Origin of the sequence: Asanoa ferruginea, from assembly GCF_003387075.1 — a bacterium.
Classification (GTDB): domain Bacteria; phylum Actinomycetota; class Actinomycetes; order Mycobacteriales; family Micromonosporaceae; genus Asanoa; species Asanoa ferruginea.
Genome location: NZ_QUMQ01000001.1, coordinates 4,644,033 through 4,662,454, shown reverse-complemented (window position 1 = coordinate 4,662,454; position 18,422 = coordinate 4,644,033). Strand labels below are relative to the sequence as shown.

The window sequence follows — 18,422 nt, the reverse complement described above, 5'->3', positions numbered from 1 at the left end:
TTCGTACTCGACAGGGAGTATCCGACAGTACGCCGAACGACGTACACGGCAGGTCAAAGGGCCTGTCGCAACCACTCCTCGACACCCGCGATGTGCACGGTCGCCCACGATCGGGCGAGTTCGGGCTCGCGGGCGGCGATCGCGTCGACGATCGCCTGGTGCTGCTCGCGGGTCTTGTCGACCGCACCCTCCTGGGTGAGCCCCCGCCAGATCCGCGCGCGGGTGGTCGGCCCGGAGAGGCCGTCGATCAGCGAGCACAGCGCCGCGTTGCCCGAGCCGGCCGCGATCGCCCGGTGGAACTCGAGGTCGTTGGCGACCAGCGCCTCCACCGAGGGAGACGCACCCAACTCGTCGAGCACCCGTTGCAGCTTCGCGATGTCGGCATCGTTCATCCGCCGCGAGGCCAGCGCCGTGGCGGCCGGCTCCAGGATCCGGCGGACCTCGAGGAACTGGAGCACGGTGTCGTCGCGGTGGAAGTCGACCACGAAGCTCAGCGACTCGAGCAGCAGGTCGGGCGAGAGGCTGGTGACGTAGGTGCCGTCGCCCTGCCGCACGTCGAGCACCTTGATGATGGACAGCGCCTTGACCGCCTCGCGCAACGAGTTGCGAGACAGCCCGAGCCGCTCGGCGAGATCGGCCTCCTTGGGTAGCCGGTCTCCGGGGCCGAGCGCCCCGGAGACGATCATCTCCTTGATCTTGTCGATGGCTTCGTCGGTCAACGCCACGCGATCACCTCAGTCCTGGGCCTTACCGGTCGTCAACCGGGCGAGCATCAGCGCCACCAGGATGATCAGGCCGTAGATGGCCTGGATCCACTGTGCCGAGACGCCGGCGAGCGTGAGGATGTTGTTGATCAGGCCGAGCACGATGACGCCGCACAGCGCGCCGAACAGCGTGCCCTTGCCGCCCTCCATGCTGACCCCGCCGATCACGGCCGCCGCGAACACCGTGAAGATCATGCCGTCGCCCTGTGCTGCCGCGACCGAACCGAGCCGGCCGGTCATCAGCAGGCCGGCGAGGGCCGCGAGCACGCCGCCGACGATGAACACGATCCACATCACCCGGTCGGCCCGGATGCCGGCCGCGCGGGCGGCGTCACGGTTGCCGCCGATGGCGTACACCGCGCGCCCGTGCCTGAAGAAGCCGAGCACCGCGATGCCGATCGCGAACAGGATGGCGCAGATCCAGATCGAGGCCGGCAGGCCCAGCCAGAGGGCGTTGCCCAGGTAGAGCACCGACTCCGGCAACTCGAACAGGTTCTGGCCGCCGGTGATGCCGATCTGGAGGCCGCGCAGCACGATCAGCATGCCGAGCGTGACGATGAACGCCGAGAGCCCGAACCGCAGGATCAGCAGGCCGTTGAACGCGCCGATGGCCAGGCCGACCAGCAGGCAGATCGGGATCGCCAGGGCCGAGGACCATTCGGTGCCGATGCCGTTGCTGGCGGCCGGAATGACCAGGGCCACGCCGAGCGCCGGTGCGAGGCCGACGGTCGACTCGAGCGACAGGTCGAACCGGCCGCCGATCAGGATGATCGCCTCGGCCAGCACCAGCAGCGACAACTCGGTCTGCTGTTGCAGCACGTTGGTGATGTTGGCGCTGCTCAGGAACACCGGATCGATCAAGGCACCAACCAGGACCAGAACGATGATCGCGGGTACGAGTGCCAGGTCCCGCATCCGCGCCAGCCGAGGCCCCGTCAGCCGCCGCGCAGCCGGCTCCGCCGGCGTCGACGGCGGTGCCGTGGTGGTCGTGCCGCTCATGACTCCGCTCCTTCTGCAGCAGAAACACCCTCGACCGCGGCGACGACCTGTGCGTCGTCCCAGCCGTGGGCCAGTGTGGCCGTCACGCGGCCGTGGAACATGACCAGCACGCGGTCGCAGTGCCGCAGGTCGTCGAGTTCGTCGGAGACCATCAGCACGCCGGTCCCCTGGTCGGCCGCCGACCGCACCGCGCCGAGCAGCGACTCCTTGGAGCGCACGTCGACACCCGCGGTCGGGTTGATCAGCACGAGCACCCGCGGCTCGGTGGACAGCGCGCGGGCCAGCACGACCTTCTGCGCGTTGCCGCCGGAGAGGCTGGATACCGGCGCGGCCGGACTCTCGGTGCGGATGTCGTACTTCTTGATCATCGCTTCGGCCGCAGCGGTGCGCCGGGCCGGCAACACCACGCTCGCGGGTCCCAGCCGGTCGGCGATCGGCAGGGTCGCGTTCTCCGCCACCGACAGCAGAGGCACGAGGCCTTCGCGGTGCCGGTCTTCCGGAACCAGCCCGATGCCCGCCTTGAGCGCCGCGGGCACACCGGCACCGACCGGTAGAGTGCCGACGGAGACCGTGCCGCTGTCGGCGCGCCGCAGCCCGCCGACCGTCTCGGCGAGCGAGACCTTGCCACTGCTGCCCGAACCCGTGACGCCGACGATCTCGCCGGCTCGCAGCTCCAGATCGATTCCCGTGTAGGCGTCAGCGAGCGTCAACCCCCGCAACGACAGCACGCTGTCGCCGGGCGGCACCTCGCGCGGCGCGACCTCGGTCAGCCCGACGGCCTCGCCGGTCATCGCCGCGACGAGTTGGTCGTGGCTGACCGCCGAGACCGGCTCGGTGAGCACCCAGCGGGCGTCGCGGAGCACGGTCACGGTGTCGCACACCTCGTAGACCTCGCGCAGGTGGTGCGAGATGAACAGCATCGTCACGCCGGAGGCCGACAGCGACCGCAGCCGGACGAACAGGCGCTCGATGGCGGTCGCGTCGAGCCGGGCGGTCGGCTCGTCGAGGATGATGAAGCGGGTGCCCAGCGAGAGCGCCCGGGCGATCTCGACGAGTTGGCGCTGCTCGACGTTGAGGTCGCCGGCCAGCGCGGCCGGGTCGACCGCGACGCCGTATTCCTCGAGCAGCGCACCCGCCCGCCGCCGCAGCCCACCCCAGCGGATAAAGCCACGATCGGTCTGCCGGTTGAGGAAGAGATTCTCCGCCACCGTCAGCGTCGGGATGATGGTCGAGCGCTGGTAGACGCAGGCGACCTGGCGGCGCCAGCCGTCGCGGTCGGCCGGCGCGGGCGCCGGCTCGCCGTTGAACGACACGGTGCCCTCGTCGGCCCGGTGCAGCCCGGTGAGCACCGAGACCAGCGTCGACTTGCCGGCGCCGTTGCGCCCGACCAGGGCGTGTGTCTCGCCGGGCCGGATCGCCACGCTCACGTCGGCCAGGGCGGTCGTCGCGCCGAAGCGTTTGGTGATCTGGTTAGCCGCCACGGCCGGCGGCAGGGCGCGAGCCCCACCGCCGACCGCGTCAGACAGAGCTGCGGTCATCACTTCCCGATCTGGTTGCCCCACAACGACGCGTCGTCGACGTTGTCCTTCGTCACGAGCGGCGCCGGCAGCTGGTCTTCGAGCACGCCGTTGCCGACGTCGATGATGGTGCTGTCATGGTCGGTCGGTCCAGGGGTGAACGTCTTTCCCTCGACCGCGGCCTTGGCGTAGAACAGCGCGTACTTGGCGTAGAGGTCGGCCGGCTGCGAGACGGTGGCGTCGATCTCGCCCTTGCGGATGGCGTCGAACTCCTGCGGGATGCCGTCGTTGGAGACGATGAAGATGTGCTTCGGGTCGGTCGGCGGCACCAGCGCGTTCTTCGACTTGAGCAGTTGCAGGGTCGGCGCCAGGAACACGCCGCCGGCCTGCATGTAGATGCCCTTGATGTCGGGGTGCTGGGCGAGCCGGGTCTGGAGCGCCGCGGACGCCTTGGCGCCCTCCCACTCGGTCGGCTCCTCGAAGATGGTGATGCCGGGGAACTTCGACTTCATGCACTCGGCGAACGCCTCGGACCGGTCACGACCGTTGACCGACGAGAGCGAGCCCTGGAACTCGATGACCTTGCCCTTGCCGCCGAGCTTCTCACCGAGGAACTCGCAGGCCTTCTGGCCGTAGGCGCGGTTGTCGGCCCGCACCACCATGAAGACCTTGCCCTTGTCGGGCCGGGTGTCGACGGAGACGACCGGGATCTTCTTGCTCTCCAGCATGGTCAGCGTCGTGGCGATGGCGCCGGTGTCCTGCGGAGCCATCACGATCGCCTTGGCGCCCTGGGCGGTGAGCGCCTGCGCGTTGGCGACCAGCTTGGCGATGTCGTTCTGCGAGTTGGTCGGCGTCATCATGTTGATGCCGGTTTCCTGCGCGTACTGCGGGATGTATTTCGCGTAGGAGTTCCAGAAGTCGGAGTCGGCCCGGGGCAGGTCGACGGCGATCGGCGGCTGCTTGGCACCCGCGTCGGTGCCGCTGCCGCCGGTGGAGCCGCTGTCGGACGAGTTGCAACCAGCGGTCGCCGCGGCGAATGCGGCGACGACCGCCACGCTGACGACGGCGCGTCTGTTCAGGATCATCGCTGTCCTCTGTGGTGGGTAGAGGGATGGGTAGGGGTGCGGTTCTTAGACGGCGCGCGACCAGGCCGGGCCGTCGGGGAAGGCGAACCTTGCCCGGCTTTCCGGGCGCATTGTCGAACTGAAGCCGGGTGCCTGGGGTGCCAGGTAGCGACCGGCGCGGATCTGCACGGGATCGACGAAGTGCTCGTGGAGATGGTCGACGTACTCGATGACGCGGTTGTCCATGGAACGCGACACCGCGACGTAATCGAAGAGCGAGAGGTGTTGCACCAGCTCGCAGAGGCCGACGCCACCCGCGTGCGGGCAGACCGGCACACCGAACTTGGCCGCCAGCAACAGGATCGCGATGTTCTCGTTGACGCCGGCGACGCGGGCCGCGTCGAGCTGCACATAGGACACCGCGCCGAGCTGGAGGAGCTGCTTGAAGACCACCCGGTTCTGCACGTGCTCACCGGTGGCCACCGGCACGGGTGCGATGCCGCGGGCGATCGCCGCGTGCCCGACCACGTCGTCCGGGCTGGTGGGTTCCTCCACCCACCACGGCTCGAACGGCGCCAGCGCGCCGACCCACTCGATGGCCTGGCCGACGTCCCAGCGCTGGTTGGCGTCGACCGCGATCCGGAAGTCGGGACCGCACACCTCGCGGGCGATCCGCAACCGGCGGATGTCGTCGTCGACGTTGGCGCCGACCTTCAGCTTGATCTGGGTGAAGCCGGCGTCGATCGCCTCCTGGCAGAGCCGGCGCAGCTTCGCGTCGTCATAACCCAACCAGCCAGGCGAGGTGGCGTACGCCGGGTAGCCCTGCGCCAGCAGCTCGGCGACCCGCTCCTCGCGGCCGACGGCACCGGGGCGGAGCAGTTCGAGCGCCTCGCCCGGGGTGAGCGCGTCGGTCAGGTAGCGGAAGTCGACCAGGGAGACCAGTTCCTCGGGCGGCATCGAGGCCAGCAGCTGCCACAACGGCAGCCCGGCCTGCTTGGCCTTGAGGTCCCAGAGGGCGTTGACCACGGCCGAGATGGCCATGTGCATGACGCCCTTCTCCGGGCCCAGCCAGCGCAGTTGCGAGTCGTGCACCAGCTCGCGCCAGAACCCGCCCAGGTCGTCGAGGACGTTCTTGACCAGGCGACCCGCCAGGTAGGGGCGCAACGCGGCGATCGCGGCGGTCTGCACCTCGTTGCCGCGCCCGATGGTGAAGGCGAACCCATGCCCTTCGTGACCGTCGACCTCGTCGGTGCGCAGCACCACGTAGGCGGCCGAATAGTCCGGGTCCGGGTTCATCGCGTCGGAGCCGTCGAGCTCACGCGAGGTCGGGAACCGCACGTCATAGGTGTCCAGCGACACGAACCGGGCGGTCATCGACGAACCTCACGCGCATTCATAGGTCCGATGTTTACCAGGTGGTCGGATGTATGGCAAGACCTTCGCTCTCCACAAAGGAAGAATCGCCCCGTCGCCGGGGCGATTCATCCAATGACTGGCTACGGTGAGTTAGACGAGATCAAACTTTTCCCAGGGTCCGATCGCCGCCCGGTTGGCGATCAGCGCCGCGGCACCGCTGTTCTCCGCGACCACATACATGTTGTTGACGGTCGCCCGCAGGCTCTCGCTGCCGTCGGAGTTGCGGACCAGCGCGAAGGTCTCCCACGACCCGGCCGAGGCCCGGTTGGCCACCAACGCCGCCGCACCCGCGTTCTCGGCGCAGACGAACATGTTGTTGGCCCGGGAGCGCAGCGCGACGTTGCCGCCGCCCAGGTCGACCACGTCGAACTGCTCGGTGAGCCCCGCCGTCGCCTTGTTGGCGATCAGCGGCGTCGTGCTGTTGGCGGCACTGACGAACTGGTTGTTGACCAGCGCCTTGAGCGTCGACCCGCCGGTCGGCGGTGTCCCGCTCGAGTTGAGCGTGAACGCGTCGAGGTCGAACAGGTTGCCCGCCCCGCCCTTGAACACGAAGAAGAGCTGGGTCGATCCGGACGGCAGGTTGGTCAGGTTGGCGCTGACGTTGGCGAACGTGTCCCAGCTCCCGGTCGAGGCGACCGTCAGCGTGCCGTGCAACGTGCCGGTCTGCGAGCCGCTGCGCACCTCGATGGTGCCGCCGGTCGCGCCGGACGAGACGCGTGCGGTGATGCTGGTCGCGGTGGACAGGTTGTAGGGCCGGAACGAGATCCAGTCGTTGTTGTCGATGAAGCCCACGGTCGCGCCGCCCTCGGCGGCCGCGTGGCTGGCCAGTTGCACCCCGCCGGACTGCGCGCCGAAGTGCTCACCCTGGCGGTGCCGCGGCTGCAACGTCTTCTGGCTGGTCGTGGTCAGCCCACCGTTGTCGGTGTAGGACGCCACGAAGATGCCGAAGATGTTGGCCGCCGCGTCGTGCTCGCCGTCGGTGGGCACGGTGAGCGTGCCGGAGCAGCCGGTCTTCGAGGTGATCTGGTGCGAGTGGTTGTCGTGGCCGAGGAAGTAGGTCACCGACACCCGCGCGCAGTTGATGGTGCCGTCTTCAGGATCGGAGACGCTCACCGTGTACGGAATGGTGTCACCGAAGTTGAACAGCGCGCCATCGGCCGGGGCGCTGAGGTTGACCGTCGGTGCCGAGTTGCCGACCGTGACGACCAGGCTCGCCGTGCCGGACAGCCCGGTCGGGTCGGTCACCCGCAGTGTCGGTGTGTAGGTGCCGTTGGTGTTGTAGGTCTTCGTCGGGTTGGCCGCCGTCGACGTGGTGCCGTCGCCGAACGTCCACAGGTAGGACAGCGCGCCGCCCTCCGGGTCGGACGAGCCGGCCGAGGAGAAGGTGATCGACAGCGGCGCCGGGCCCGAGGTCTTGTTGGCCGAGGCGACCGCCACCGGGCTGCGGTTGCCGCCGCCGATGTATTCGACCCGGTAGAGCGCCTGGTTGTTGGAGCCGGTGCCGTAGTCGAGCACGTAGAGCGCACCGTCCGGCCCGAAGGCCATGTCCATCACCTGGGTGCCGTCCCACGGGAAGTCGGAGATCTCCCCGGGGGTGCCGTTGCTGTTGACCGCGATCGCCTTGATCCACTGCCGGCCGTACTCACCGGCGAAGAAGCGCCCGTCGAGCGACTGCGGGAACTTCACGGCCGAGTTCAGCGACGCGTTGTAGCGGTAGACCGGGCCACCCATCGGCGACTCCGAGCCGCCACCGAACTCCGGCGGGGTCGAGTCGAAGCCGTAGCGGATCCAGGCCGGCTTCGCCGCCGGCAGGGTCTGCAGGCCGGTGTTGCGGAACGAGTTGTTGGTCGGCCCGCCCGCGCAGTTGTATTTGGCCTGCGACGGCCCGCTCGGGAAGGTGAACTCGTTGTAGGTCTCGGCGGTCGAGTTGCTGCCGGTGCAGTAGGGCCAGCCGTAGTTGCCGGGCGCGGTGATCCGGTTGAACTCGACCTGGCCGCCCGGGCCGCGGTTGGCATCGGCGGCGCCCGCGTCCGGGCCGTAGTCGCCGAGGTAGACGATGCCGGTCGGCTTGTCGACGCTCATCCGGAACGGGTTCCGGAAGCCCATCGCGTAGATCTCCGGCCGGGTGTTGGCGGTGCCCGGCGCGAACATGTTGCCGGACGGGATGGTGTAGCCGCCGGCGGCGGTCGGCTTGATTCGCAGCACCTTGCCACGCAGGTCGTTGGTGTTGCCGGAGGACCGCTGCGCGTCGAACTGCGGGTTGCGGTTGGTCCGCTCGTCGATCGGCGTGAACGCGTTGCTCTCGAACGGGTTGGTGTCGTCGCCGGTGGTCAGGTAGAGGTTGCCGGCCGCGTCGAAGTCGATGTCGCCGCCGACGTGGCAACACTGGCCGCGGTCGTTGTCGACGGTCAGCGTGACGACCTGGCTGCCCATGTTGAGCGTGTTGTCGGAGTTGAGGGTGAACCGCGACAGGTTGAGGTGGCCCTTCCAGGCGTTGAAGTCGGCCGCGGTGCCGGTGGTCGGCGCGTCACCGCCGGGCGTCGACAGCGGCGGCGAGTAGTAGAGCCAGACGTAGCGGTTGGTGGCGAAGTTCGGGTCGACCGCGACGCCCTGTAGGCCCTCCTCGTCGTGCGTGTAGACGGGGATGGTGCCGGCGACCTTGGTGTTGCCGGCGGCGTCGGTCACCCGGACCACGCCGTTGCGGGCGGTGTGGATGACCGTGCGGTCCGGCAACACGGCCAGGGACATGGCCTCACCGAGTTCCGCCGAGCCGACCGCCAGCTGCACCTGCTGGTAGTCGGCGGCGGGGATGTCGGCCGCGGCGGCGGGTGCAGCGGCCGAGGTGACCGCCAGCGTGGAGCTGGCGGCGCTGAGCAGGCCAACGGCGAGCAGCCGCGACCAGCGCCGAGGGGACGAGCGCATGGGGGTTGTTCCTTTCGTGCGGGGGTCAGGAGCCGTAGACCTCGAACTCCCAGAGGGAGTAGCCGTACTGGGTGAGGGCGCGCTGCGTGCCGTTGACGCGGACGTAGCGGGCGGTGGGCGGGGTGGTGAGGGTGACGTCGTCGACGCCGCCGTCACCGGTGGTGGTGGCGTAGGAGTTCGTCCAGGTCGAGCCGTTGGTCGAGGTCTGGATCTGGTAGGACCGGGCGTATGCCGCCTCCCACTGGAGCCGGACGCGGTTGACGGTCCGCGCCGAGCCCAGGTCGACGGTGATCCACTGCGGGTCGCTGTAGGCCGAGCCCCAGCGGGTGGCGGTGTTGCCGTCGACGGCGTTGGCGGCGGCGTGCGGCGAACCCGGCTCGACGCTGGAGACCGTCACCGGCTGGTTGCGGGACAGCAGCGTGGGACCGGTGCCGCCGCCGGGTGTGCCGTAGACGTTGAAGTCCCACAGCGAGTAGCCCCACTGGGTGGCCCGCTGCGTGCCGTTCATCCGCACGTAGCGACCGGTCCCGGTGAGCGTGATGTCGTCGACGCCGCCGTCACCGGTGGTGGTCGAGTAGACCGTCGTCCAGGTGGAGTTGTTGGGCGAGGTCTGGATTTGGTACGCGCGGCCGTACGCGGTTTCCCAGTTGAGCCGCACGCGGGAGAGGTTGTAGGACTGCCCGAGGTCGATGGTGGCCGACTGCGGGTCGCTGTAGGCACTGCCCCAGCGGGTGGCCGAGTTGCCGTCGGTCGCGTAGGCGGCGAGGTTGCCACCCTCCACGCTCGACACCACGACCGGCTTGCCCTGTGCGATGTCGGTGGCCGGCTGGGTGCCGCCGCCGGCTTTGATCCGGATGTTGCGATAGTTGATGTCGGCACCGGCGCCGTCGTTCTGCACGCCGATGTAGCCGTTGGCGATGGCCCGCGTACTCTGGTAATCGTTGATCTTGATGCCGTTGAGCCAGATCTCCACCCGCTCGCCGTGTACGCCGATCTCGTAGGTGTTCCACGATCCCGGCGGGTTCAGCGCCGCGTCGCGCAGCGCGAAGTTGGGCCCAGAGAAGCTGTAGACGCTGCCGGTGGTGCGCGACGGGTCGGCGTCGGTCGCGTCGATCTGGATCTCGTGGCCCTGGTTGACCGGGTTCCACGGGTCGGTGCCCGGGTTGGGGAAGCCGATGAAGACGCCGCCGTTGTCGTCGCCCGGCATCATCCAGTCGACCTTGAGCGAGTAGTCGGCGAACGTGCGCACCGGGTACCACAGCAGGCCCATGCCGCCGACCGAGCTCAGCGTCCCGTTGGCCAGCGTGAAGTTGCCCGGCCCGATCTGCTGCCAGTTGTTGAGGCTGGCCTGGGTGCCGTCGAACAGCGCGGTGTAGCCCGTCTCCGGCCGGCAGTCGGCGGGCCGGTTGTTGGCCGCGATCTGGATGCCGCCGAGCAGCATCTTCGTGAAGTTGGCGTCGGTGTAGGCCTCTTCGACGTGGCCGAGCCCGGTATACCAGGACCGTCCACTCCCGACGTTTTTGCACCAGGTGATCGGGTGGTCGCCGGCCATCGTGCCGCCGCTGTAGGACGACTCGTCGAGACTGGCCAGCACCTTGGCGGTAGTCCGCGGGTTGGTGCGGTAGTTGTACCACTCGTCGAGCCGGGACCAGGTCGCCGGCAGGTGTGCGGTGGAGGCGTTGCCGCGGTCTTCGACCCGGACCGTCGCGGTCTGGTTGGCCGGGTGCGACGCGAACCAGGCACCGACGAGCTCGCCGTAGAACGGCCAGTCGTATTCGGTGTCGGCGGCCGCGTGCACGCCGACGAAACCGCCGCCGCCGGTGATGTAGGACTGGAACGCGGTCTGCTGCGTGGCGTTGAGCACGTCGCCGGTCGTGGAGAGGAAGACGACGGCCTGATACTGGGCCAGGTTGGCGGTGGTGAACTGGTTGGCGTCCTCGGTGGCGGTGACCGAGAACCCGTTCTGCGACCCGAGGATCTGGATCGCCGCGATGCCGTTGGGTATCGACGAGTGGCGGAAACCGGCCGTCTTGGAGAAGACCAGGACCTTGGTGAGCGGGGCGGCCTGGGCCGGCGCCGCGACCGCGAGGCCCGCCACGAGGGCGAGCGCCGCGGCGGCGGCGACGCCCCGAAGACGTGGCGAGGCGCCAGCCTCGCGACGTCTGAGGACCCCGAGTACGAGGGCGCGGATGCGCATGCTTGCGACTCCTTACGGAAGGGGGCGCGGGACCCGGTCGTCGGCGCGATCGGGCCCCGCGCGGCTCAGCGAACCGACGTCACGGCAGCGTCCAGTTCTGGGCGCCGGTGCCGTTGCAGTCGTAGATCTGCAGTTGGTTTCCGTTGGTGACGTTGGACGCCGGGATGTCGAGGCACTTGTTGGCCTGCGGGTTGCGCAACCCGCCGTTGGCCGCCGTGACCCACTGCTGTGCGCCGGTGCCGTTGCACGTCCAGAGGTGGATCTTCGTGCCGTTGGCGGTGCCGCTGGACTGGACGTCCATGCACTTGCCGAGGGCCCGGATGGTGCCGTCGGTGCCGACCGTCCAGGTCTGGTTGGAAGCGCCGTTGCAGTCCCAGATCTGGATCTTCGTGCCGTCGGCGGTCGCGCTGCCGTTGACGTCGGCGCACTTGCCGAGCGCCTTGATCGCGCCGGTGCGGGGCCCACCGCTACCGGGCGTGCTCACGCCGGGTCCGATGAACGTGTAGCTGTCGAGGTCGAGGAACGCCCCGCTGCCACCGGTGAACACGATGTAGAGGTCGTGGGTGTTGTCGTCGGGCTTGGTCACCGGGACGGTGATGTCGGTGTAGGTGTCCCAGCTTCCGGTGCCGGCCACCGCGACCCGGGCCACCTCGGGACCGGTGGTGGAGTCGTAGCGGAACGAGACCGTGCCGCCGGCGCCGCCGGACGACACCCGGGCACGGACCTGGGTGATGCCCTTGAGGCTGACGGCGTGGTGCCGCACGTACTCGCCGTTCTGGATGTCACCGAGCCGCTTGCCGCCCTCGGCGCCGGCGGCGGTGATCACCTGCGGGCCGTTGAGCGTCACGTAGTGCTCGGCCTGCCACTGCTTGGGCCAGAGGGTGATCTCCTTCTCGCCGGTCAGCGGCACGGTGCCGGTCGCGCCGCGGTCGGTGTAGCTCGACCGGAGCACGAAGAACAGCGTCGAGTCGGGGCCGGCGTGCACCGGGCCGGTGTTGACGGTGAACCCGCAGCCGGTGCCCTGGCCTTCCTCGTGCGCGTGCTCCTGGTGGCCGAGCGCCGCCCGGATGACGATGTTGGCGCAGGGGATCGTGCCGTCCTGTGCGTCGGTCGCCGTCGCGGTCGAGGTGACGTTCTCGTCCCACCCGATCATGCCGCCGGCCGGCACACCGCCCAGCGTGACCGTGGGCCGGTTGTTGCCGACCACGATCGGCAGCAGCGTCGTGCCGCTGCGGCCGGTGCCGTCGTTGACGGTCAGCCGGGCCCGCTTGTCGCCGTTGGTGGTGTAGGTGAACGACGGGTTCGCGGCCGTCGAGTCGACGGTGCCGTTGTTGTCGAAGTCCCACTGGTAGGTCAGCGGGTCGCCGTCGGGGTCGGTGCTGCCCGCGCTGGAGAAGGTGACGGCCAGCGGGGTCAGGCCGTTGTCCCGGTTGGCGGAGGCGACGGCGATCGGTGCGCGGCCGCCGGCGACATAGTTGATCTTGTAGAGGCCGGCCGCGACGTCACCGGAGAAGTAGCCGTTGCCGTACTCGAGCAGATAGAGCGACCCGTCCGGGCCGAACTCCATGTCGATCGGATGCACGAGTTGCATCCCGGCCAGCACCGGCTCGATCACTGTCGGCGTGCCGGTCACCGGGCCGCCGCTGAACTGGACTTCCTTGATCCAGTTGCGGCAGTACTCGGAGATCAGCCACTTGTTGTCGTAGTAGGCCGGCCACTTCACGTCCGAGACCAGGTTCGGGTCGTAGTGGTAGACCTCGGTGTGGTTGGGCGAGCCGCAGCCGCCCGGGTTGTCCAGGGCGGGCCACTCGCGGCTGCCGCCGTGCTGCTCCCACACCAGGGCCGGCTTGGTCGGCGGGAGTTGCTGTAGGCCGGTGTTGCGTGGCGAGTTGTTGACCGGGCCGGTCGTGCCGCCGCAGGGGAACCAGCCGCGCGGGGCGTTGGCGGCGAAGTCCCAGTCGTTGTAGGCGACGTTGGGGCCGCCGCAGTAGGGCCAGCCGTAGTTGCCGGGCCCGGTGGCCCGGTTGAACTCGTCGTAGGCGGCCGGACCGCGGTTGGCGATGGTGGCACCGGCGTCGGGACCGACCTCGCCCCAGTAGAGGGTGTTGTTGGCCTTCTTGTCGACCCAGATCCGGTAGGGGTTCCGGTTGCCCATGGTGTAGATCTCGGGCCGGGTGTTGGCGGTGCCCGGCGCGAACAGGTTGCCGGACGGGATCGTGTAGGTGCCGGTCGTCGTCGGCTTGATCCGGTTGATCTTGCCGCGCAGGTCGTTGGTGTTGCCGGCCGTGCGCTGGGCGTCATACTGCGCGTCCCGCGAGGTCCGCTCGTCGATCGGCGCCATTCCGGCGGAGTCGCCGCCGGAGTTGGTGTTGTCGCCGACCGCGAAATAGAGGTTGCCCGCGGTGTCCCAGGTCATCGAGCCGGCGGAGTGGCAGCACAGCCGCCGCTCGGTCGGCCACTCGATGATCATGTCTTCGGACGCCGGGTCGATCACGTTGGTGGTCGCGTTGAAGGTGAACCGGGAGATCCGGTTGACCAGGGCCGCCTGCGCGGGCGAGTAGAAGAGGTACAGCCACCGGTTGGAGGCGAACGCCGGGTCGAGCGTGATGCCGATCAGGCCGTCTTCGAACCGGGCGTCCAGCGCCAGCGTCAGCGCGACCGTCGTGGTGCGGGTCGTCGGGTTGTAGAGGCGGACCTGGCCGCCGCCCGACGACGTGCCGCGGTTGATGTAGAAGACCTTCTGGTCGGGTGCCACGGCCAACTCGATCGGCTCACCCATCGAGGTGCCGCCGTCGAGCTTGACCTTCTCGAAGAGGTTCGTCGCGGGCGGCGCCGCCGACGCGGGCGTGGGGGCGGCGGTGACCACCGCGGTGAGGCTAACCAGGGCGAGCAGGGTGACGCCGAGCGCGCTGAGGAAGCGCGGTCTGCGGCGCAGGGACGTACGTCGCATGTGGATGCTCCTGTGCTGGGTAGGGGTGCGCGACCGCGCGGCCGGTCTGCGCCGACCGCGCGGTTGCGCGCGTTAGGAGGGGGCCCGCGTTAAGAAGGGGCCCTTCCTTAACTCAGGCTGAACTTCTCCCATGCGCCGATGGCGGTGCGGTTGGCGATCAGGGCGGCGGCGCCGCCGTTCTCCGCGACCACATAGCGGCCGTTGGCCTGCGCCCGGAAGCTGACGCTGCCGTCGGAGTTGTTGATCCGCGCGAACGTCTCCCAGGCGCCGACAGCGGCCCGGTTGGCCACCAGCGGGTTGGCGCCGGCGTTCTCCGCGCAGACATACATGCCGTTGGCCCGCGACTTCAGGGCGACGTTGCCGCTGCCGAGGTCGACCACGTCGAACCGCTCCGCGTTGGTCGACGCGGCGGTGGCGCTGGCGATCAGGTTGCCGGCGCCGGTGCTGACGAACTTGTTGTTGGCCAACGCCTTCCACGCCGTGCCGGACACCGGCGGCGTGGTCGCCGGCGTGCAGGTGGCGGTCTGTGCCCCGCCGGCCCACTGGATCGCGCCGAGCAGCATCCGGGTGAAGTTGGACTCGGTGTAGGACGCCTCGGTGTGCCCGAGCCCGGTGTAGAAGGCCCGGCCGCCGCCGTAGTTCTGGCACCAGGTGATCGGGTGGTCGCCCATCGTCCCGCCGCTGTAGGTGCTCTCGTCGAGGCGCGCCAGCACGCGTACGTTGGCCCGCGGGTTGGTCCGGTAGTTGTACCACTCGTCGGAGCGGGTCCAGTCGGCCGGCAGGTGCGAGGTCATCACGTTGCTGCGGTCCTCGACCCGGATCGTCGCGGTCTGGATCGCCGGGTGCGACGAGAAGTAGGCGCCGACCAGGCCGCCATACCAGGCCCAGTCATACTCGGTGTCGGCCGCGGCGTGCACGCCGACATAGCCCTTGCCGCTCGCGATGTAGGACTCGAACGCGCTCTGCTGCGTCGCGTTGAGCACGTCGCCGGTCGTGGAGAGGAACACCACCGCCTGGTATTGCGCCAGGTTGGCGGTGGTGAACTGGGCGGCGTCCTCGGTGGCCGTCACCGTGAAGCCGTTCTGCGACCCGAGTAGCTGGATCGCCGCGATGCCGTTGGGTATCGACGAGTGCCGGAAACCGGCCGTCTTCGAGAACACCAGGACCTTGGTCACCGGGGCCGCCGACGCGGGTGCCGCGTACAACGCGGCCACCAGCACGATGGCGAGCCCGGCCAGGGTTGACACCAAACGTCTCAACACTGTGCTCCTCCTCCGCTCATGTGGGGGTTGGCTAGGAGCCGGGCCGCCGACGCTCGGCTGGTGCGGGTGGGACGGAAGGTGTGGGGCCAGGGTGTGCCATTCCCCTGGCCCCGCTCAGTGGGATCAGCTCGCGACGAGCGTGAACTTCTCCCACGGTCCGATGGCGTCGCGGTTGGCGATCAGGGCTGCCGCCCCGCCGTTGTCCGCGACGACGTATTTGTTGTTGACGGTGGCCCGCAAGCTGATCGTGCCGTCGGAGTTGTTGACCCGGGCGAACGTCTCCCAGGACCCCGCCGACGCGCGGTTGGCGACCAGCGGGTTGGCGCCGGCGTTCTCCGCGCAGACGAACATGTTGTTGACCCGGGCCCGCAACGCCACGTTGCCGCCGCCGAGGTCGACCAGGTCGAACCGCTCCGATCCGCCGACCGCCGTCGCGCTGGCGATCAGCGGAGCGGTGCCCGCGGTCACGTACTGGTTGTTGGCCATCGCCCGCAACGCGGTGCCGCCCGTCGGGTTGCTGCCGCCACCGGTGATGATCCGCAACGCGTCGACCATGCCCACCGAGGTCGACTTGTTGACGATCCGGATCGTGTGCTGCCCGCTGGCCAGCCCGGTCTTGCTGTAGACCACCTGCTGTGCCTGCCGCGCGCCGCTCACGTTGAGGTTGACGTTGGTCTGGAACACGTTGTCGACGTAGACGTCGACGTTGCCCATGTCGCCGAAGCGTTCCGAGAGGTATTCCACGCCCGTGCCGGTGAACGTGTAGGACGCCTCGGCGCCGACGGTGTTGGTGTGGTGGGTGTCGTCGTTGTAGTCGCCGTAGCCGCGGGCGGTGGTCTGATACCAGTTGGCCCCGTAGGTCAGCTCGGTGTCGTTGACCAGCCCGCCCTGCCCGGCCGCACCGAGGCCGAACGTCGACGCCGTGCCGGACAACGACTTCACGCCCTGGTTGGCCGTGCCGGTCAGCGTCGTCGCGGAGTAGGACGTCAACGGCTTGGCCACCCGCTCCACCACGTAGGTGGTGTTGGCCGCCGTCGCGAACGTCACCTCGGCCGCCGAGACCGTGGTGATGATCGCGTTGTCACTGGTGCGGCGCACCCGGATCTGCTGGGTGCCCCACGGGTTGACCACCCGCGCCTGCTTGCCATAAAGGCTGCGGATGCCGACGTATTTCGTCTCCTGCGCCTCGCGCTCCGAGCTGACCAGGAAGCCGTCCTTGGCGAGCAGGGTGAACTTGCCGACGAAGTTGCTGTCCGACGGGATGGCCGGGAAAACCCGGATCTTGTCGTTGTACGACTGCATCAGCGTTTCGTTCATCGCGGCGAGGTGGACGCCGATGTACTCGTACACCCCGTTGGTGTTGTTGGTCATGCCGTTGGGGTAGTTCTGGTATTTCTGCAGCATCGTCTTCATGCCGGACTGCGCCTGCGGCCCGAGACCGAGCCGCGCGGCGTGCACCGCGTCGTTGGCCCAGACGTTGCCGTAGGGGAACGGCCGCACGTTGAACGTGTTGATGGCCGTCTGCGTGTCGGCGTAGCCGATCCCGGTCTGGTCATAGGGCCAGACGAGTTCCAGCGCCACGTTCTCACCGTTGCGGGTCTGCGAGATGGGCGGATCGTGCGGCAGGTAGGCGCCGTTCTGGATCTGGTATGGCGCCAGGTTGTTGAGTACGTCCTGCCAGCCGGCCCGCAGTCCACTGTCGAGCCCGAGCTGGGTGGAGACCTGGATGGCCAGCGGGAACAGCAGGCGCACGGCGGCCAGGTCGGTGATCGCGTTGCGCACGTCCCAGTAGGTCTCGTGCGAGTTGGAGCTGGCCATGTAGTACTGGCTTCCGTTGCGCGACAACCGGTTCTGGTAGAACCGCACCGACTCGCGGATGAACGGGTAGGCGACGTTCTGGAGGTAGCTCGCGTCGTTGGTGTAGCGGTAATACAGATACATGTTGTAGGCGGCTTCGGTGCCGGTCGAGTAGATGTCGTTGACGTAGTCACTGCCAACGGTGCCGCGGGCGTTGCCGTCCCAGCCCATCGTCTCCGGCACCCACAGCGAGTCCGTGCCATACCGGGTCTGCGTATAACTCTTCAACGCCGGGAGATTTCGCGCGTAGAGGTTGTTGAACGTGCGCATCAGCTCCGGATGGTTGGAGCCGTAGAACGAGTTGTAGACGTCTCGTTGGTTCCAATACCAGTAGCCGTTGCTCCACTTGGAGTTGTCCTGCGTGGCCCGGAAGTTGCCGTTGATGAAGTGCAGCGGATAGTTGCCGTAGCCGCCCGCCGCGATCATGTAAGTGAACAGGTAGTAGGCGTTCTCCAGGTAGTCGTTGTCGGCGCTGCCGCCGTATTGCACGAACGACTTGGCCCAGAACGAATGCCACCAGTTCTTGTACGCGGTCAGCGTGCTGGCATACCCCGTCGACTTGGCCGCGGCGAGCTGGTTCTTGGCCTGCTGCACCGAGTTCTGGCTCGGCGAGTTGATCCGGCTGGCCGCGGTGAACCAGATCGTGTAGCTCGAGCTCGGGGTGATGTTGAGCCGCACCCGCGTGCCGTTCACCGTTTGCGAGGTGTAGCTGGCGCCCTCGACGGTCGCCGCGAACGTGTAGCCGAAGTTGTTGGGGTCGGCCTGGCCGCGGGAGAGCCCGACGCCGGTGCTGTCGGCGAACGTGCTGACCGTGCGCCAGGTCGTCAGGTTGGGCACGTCGGCGATGTTCTGCACCGTGTTCATGTCCCAGAGCGACAGGTCGAGCCCGATGCTGCTCACGCCGGGCCGGGTGTCGTCGACATGGATGCCCATCACCTCGGAGTTGGGCGCGCCGAACACCGTCACCGTGCGGTTGCTGTCGTATTTCGTGGTCAAGGTGCCGTCGTAGAGCGAGAGCCGCTGCTGGAACGTGCTGTAGCTGCTGTCGATCTGCGGCGAGGTGAAGAGGTTGAGGTTGCCGGCCGCGTAGGTGGACTGCTCCGCCAGGTCGACGCCGGACACCTGCATCGTGGTGCCGTTGGCGTTCCACACCATCGCACCGGTCTTGCCGTTGCCGACGGTCAGGCCGTGCAACGGGTTGGTGTTGGGCCGGTTGTAGACGATGTCGTGCTTGGACAGGTAGCTGCCGTAGTTGACGTCGAGGGCGCCCGTGCCCGCGTTGAACGCGGCATCCGTGGGAGCCGCGCTGGCCGGTCCCGGGCCGGTGGCGACGAGGCCGCAGGCCAGCAGGAGGAGCACCGCGGCACGGATCGGCGTACGCACCTTCATTCGACACGATCCCTTCGTGATCGTCCGTCTGTAGATGTGCCCCGCCAACGGCGACGCCTGCCGGGCGTCACCGCGCTGTCCATCC

Annotated in this window: 10 protein-coding genes; all 10 read right to left on the bottom strand. The window is 68.7% G+C overall.

Annotated features, from left to right (window positions below; all coding sequences use genetic code 11):
* Positions 1-53: 53 nt before the first annotated feature.
* The 10 genes from DFJ67_RS21980 to DFJ67_RS21930 all read right to left on the bottom strand — a co-directional run bounded on the left by DFJ67_RS21980 (position 54) and on the right by DFJ67_RS21930 (position 18,337).
* Entirely contained in the window at positions 54-725 is a 672-nt protein-coding gene (locus DFJ67_RS21980; RefSeq protein ID WP_116069710.1) for a FadR/GntR family transcriptional regulator, read from the bottom strand.
* A 9-nt stretch (positions 726-734) separates the two neighbouring features.
* Entirely contained in the window at positions 735-1,763 is a 1,029-nt protein-coding gene (locus tag DFJ67_RS21975; RefSeq protein ID WP_116069709.1) for an ABC transporter permease, read from the bottom strand.
* Positions 1,760-3,301, bottom strand: a complete 1,542-nt coding sequence (locus DFJ67_RS21970) for a sugar ABC transporter ATP-binding protein (protein ID WP_116069708.1) — start codon at positions 3,299-3,301, stop codon at positions 1,760-1,762. The genes DFJ67_RS21975 and DFJ67_RS21970 overlap by 4 nt, the downstream gene beginning before the upstream one ends.
* The gene (locus tag DFJ67_RS21965; protein ID WP_116069707.1) at positions 3,301-4,365 is read right to left on the bottom strand and encodes a sugar ABC transporter substrate-binding protein; all 1,065 of its coding nucleotides are present in this window, start codon (positions 4,363-4,365) and stop codon (positions 3,301-3,303) included. The genes DFJ67_RS21970 and DFJ67_RS21965 overlap by 1 nt, the downstream gene beginning before the upstream one ends.
* Positions 4,366-4,410: 45 nt before the next feature.
* Entirely contained in the window at positions 4,411-5,718 is a 1,308-nt protein-coding gene (locus DFJ67_RS21960; RefSeq protein WP_116069706.1) for an L-fuconate dehydratase, read from the bottom strand.
* A gap of 132 nt (positions 5,719-5,850) precedes the next feature.
* Positions 5,851-8,682 (bottom strand): PQQ-dependent sugar dehydrogenase, encoded by a 2,832-nt coding sequence (locus DFJ67_RS21955; protein WP_116069705.1) that lies wholly within the window; start codon positions 8,680-8,682, stop codon positions 5,851-5,853.
* 25 nt (positions 8,683-8,707) lie between these two features.
* On the bottom strand, positions 8,708-10,879 hold the full coding sequence (locus DFJ67_RS21950) for a ThuA domain-containing protein (protein ID WP_116069704.1): 2,172 nt from the start codon (positions 10,877-10,879) through the stop codon (positions 8,708-8,710).
* A gap of 79 nt (positions 10,880-10,958) precedes the next feature.
* Positions 10,959-13,829, bottom strand: coding sequence for a ricin-type beta-trefoil lectin domain protein (locus DFJ67_RS21945; RefSeq protein ID WP_116069703.1), 2,871 nt, complete (start codon positions 13,827-13,829; stop codon positions 10,959-10,961).
* Positions 13,830-13,936: 107 nt separating this feature from the next.
* On the bottom strand, positions 13,937-15,088 hold the full coding sequence (locus DFJ67_RS44745; protein WP_116076538.1) for a ThuA domain-containing protein: 1,152 nt from the start codon (positions 15,086-15,088) through the stop codon (positions 13,937-13,939).
* Between the two features lie 126 nt (positions 15,089-15,214).
* Complete coding sequence (locus tag DFJ67_RS21930) at positions 15,215-18,337, bottom strand: glycosyl hydrolase family 95 catalytic domain-containing protein (protein ID WP_239097433.1); 3,123 nt, start codon at positions 18,335-18,337, stop codon at positions 15,215-15,217.
* Between the last annotated feature and the right edge of the window lie 85 nt (positions 18,338-18,422).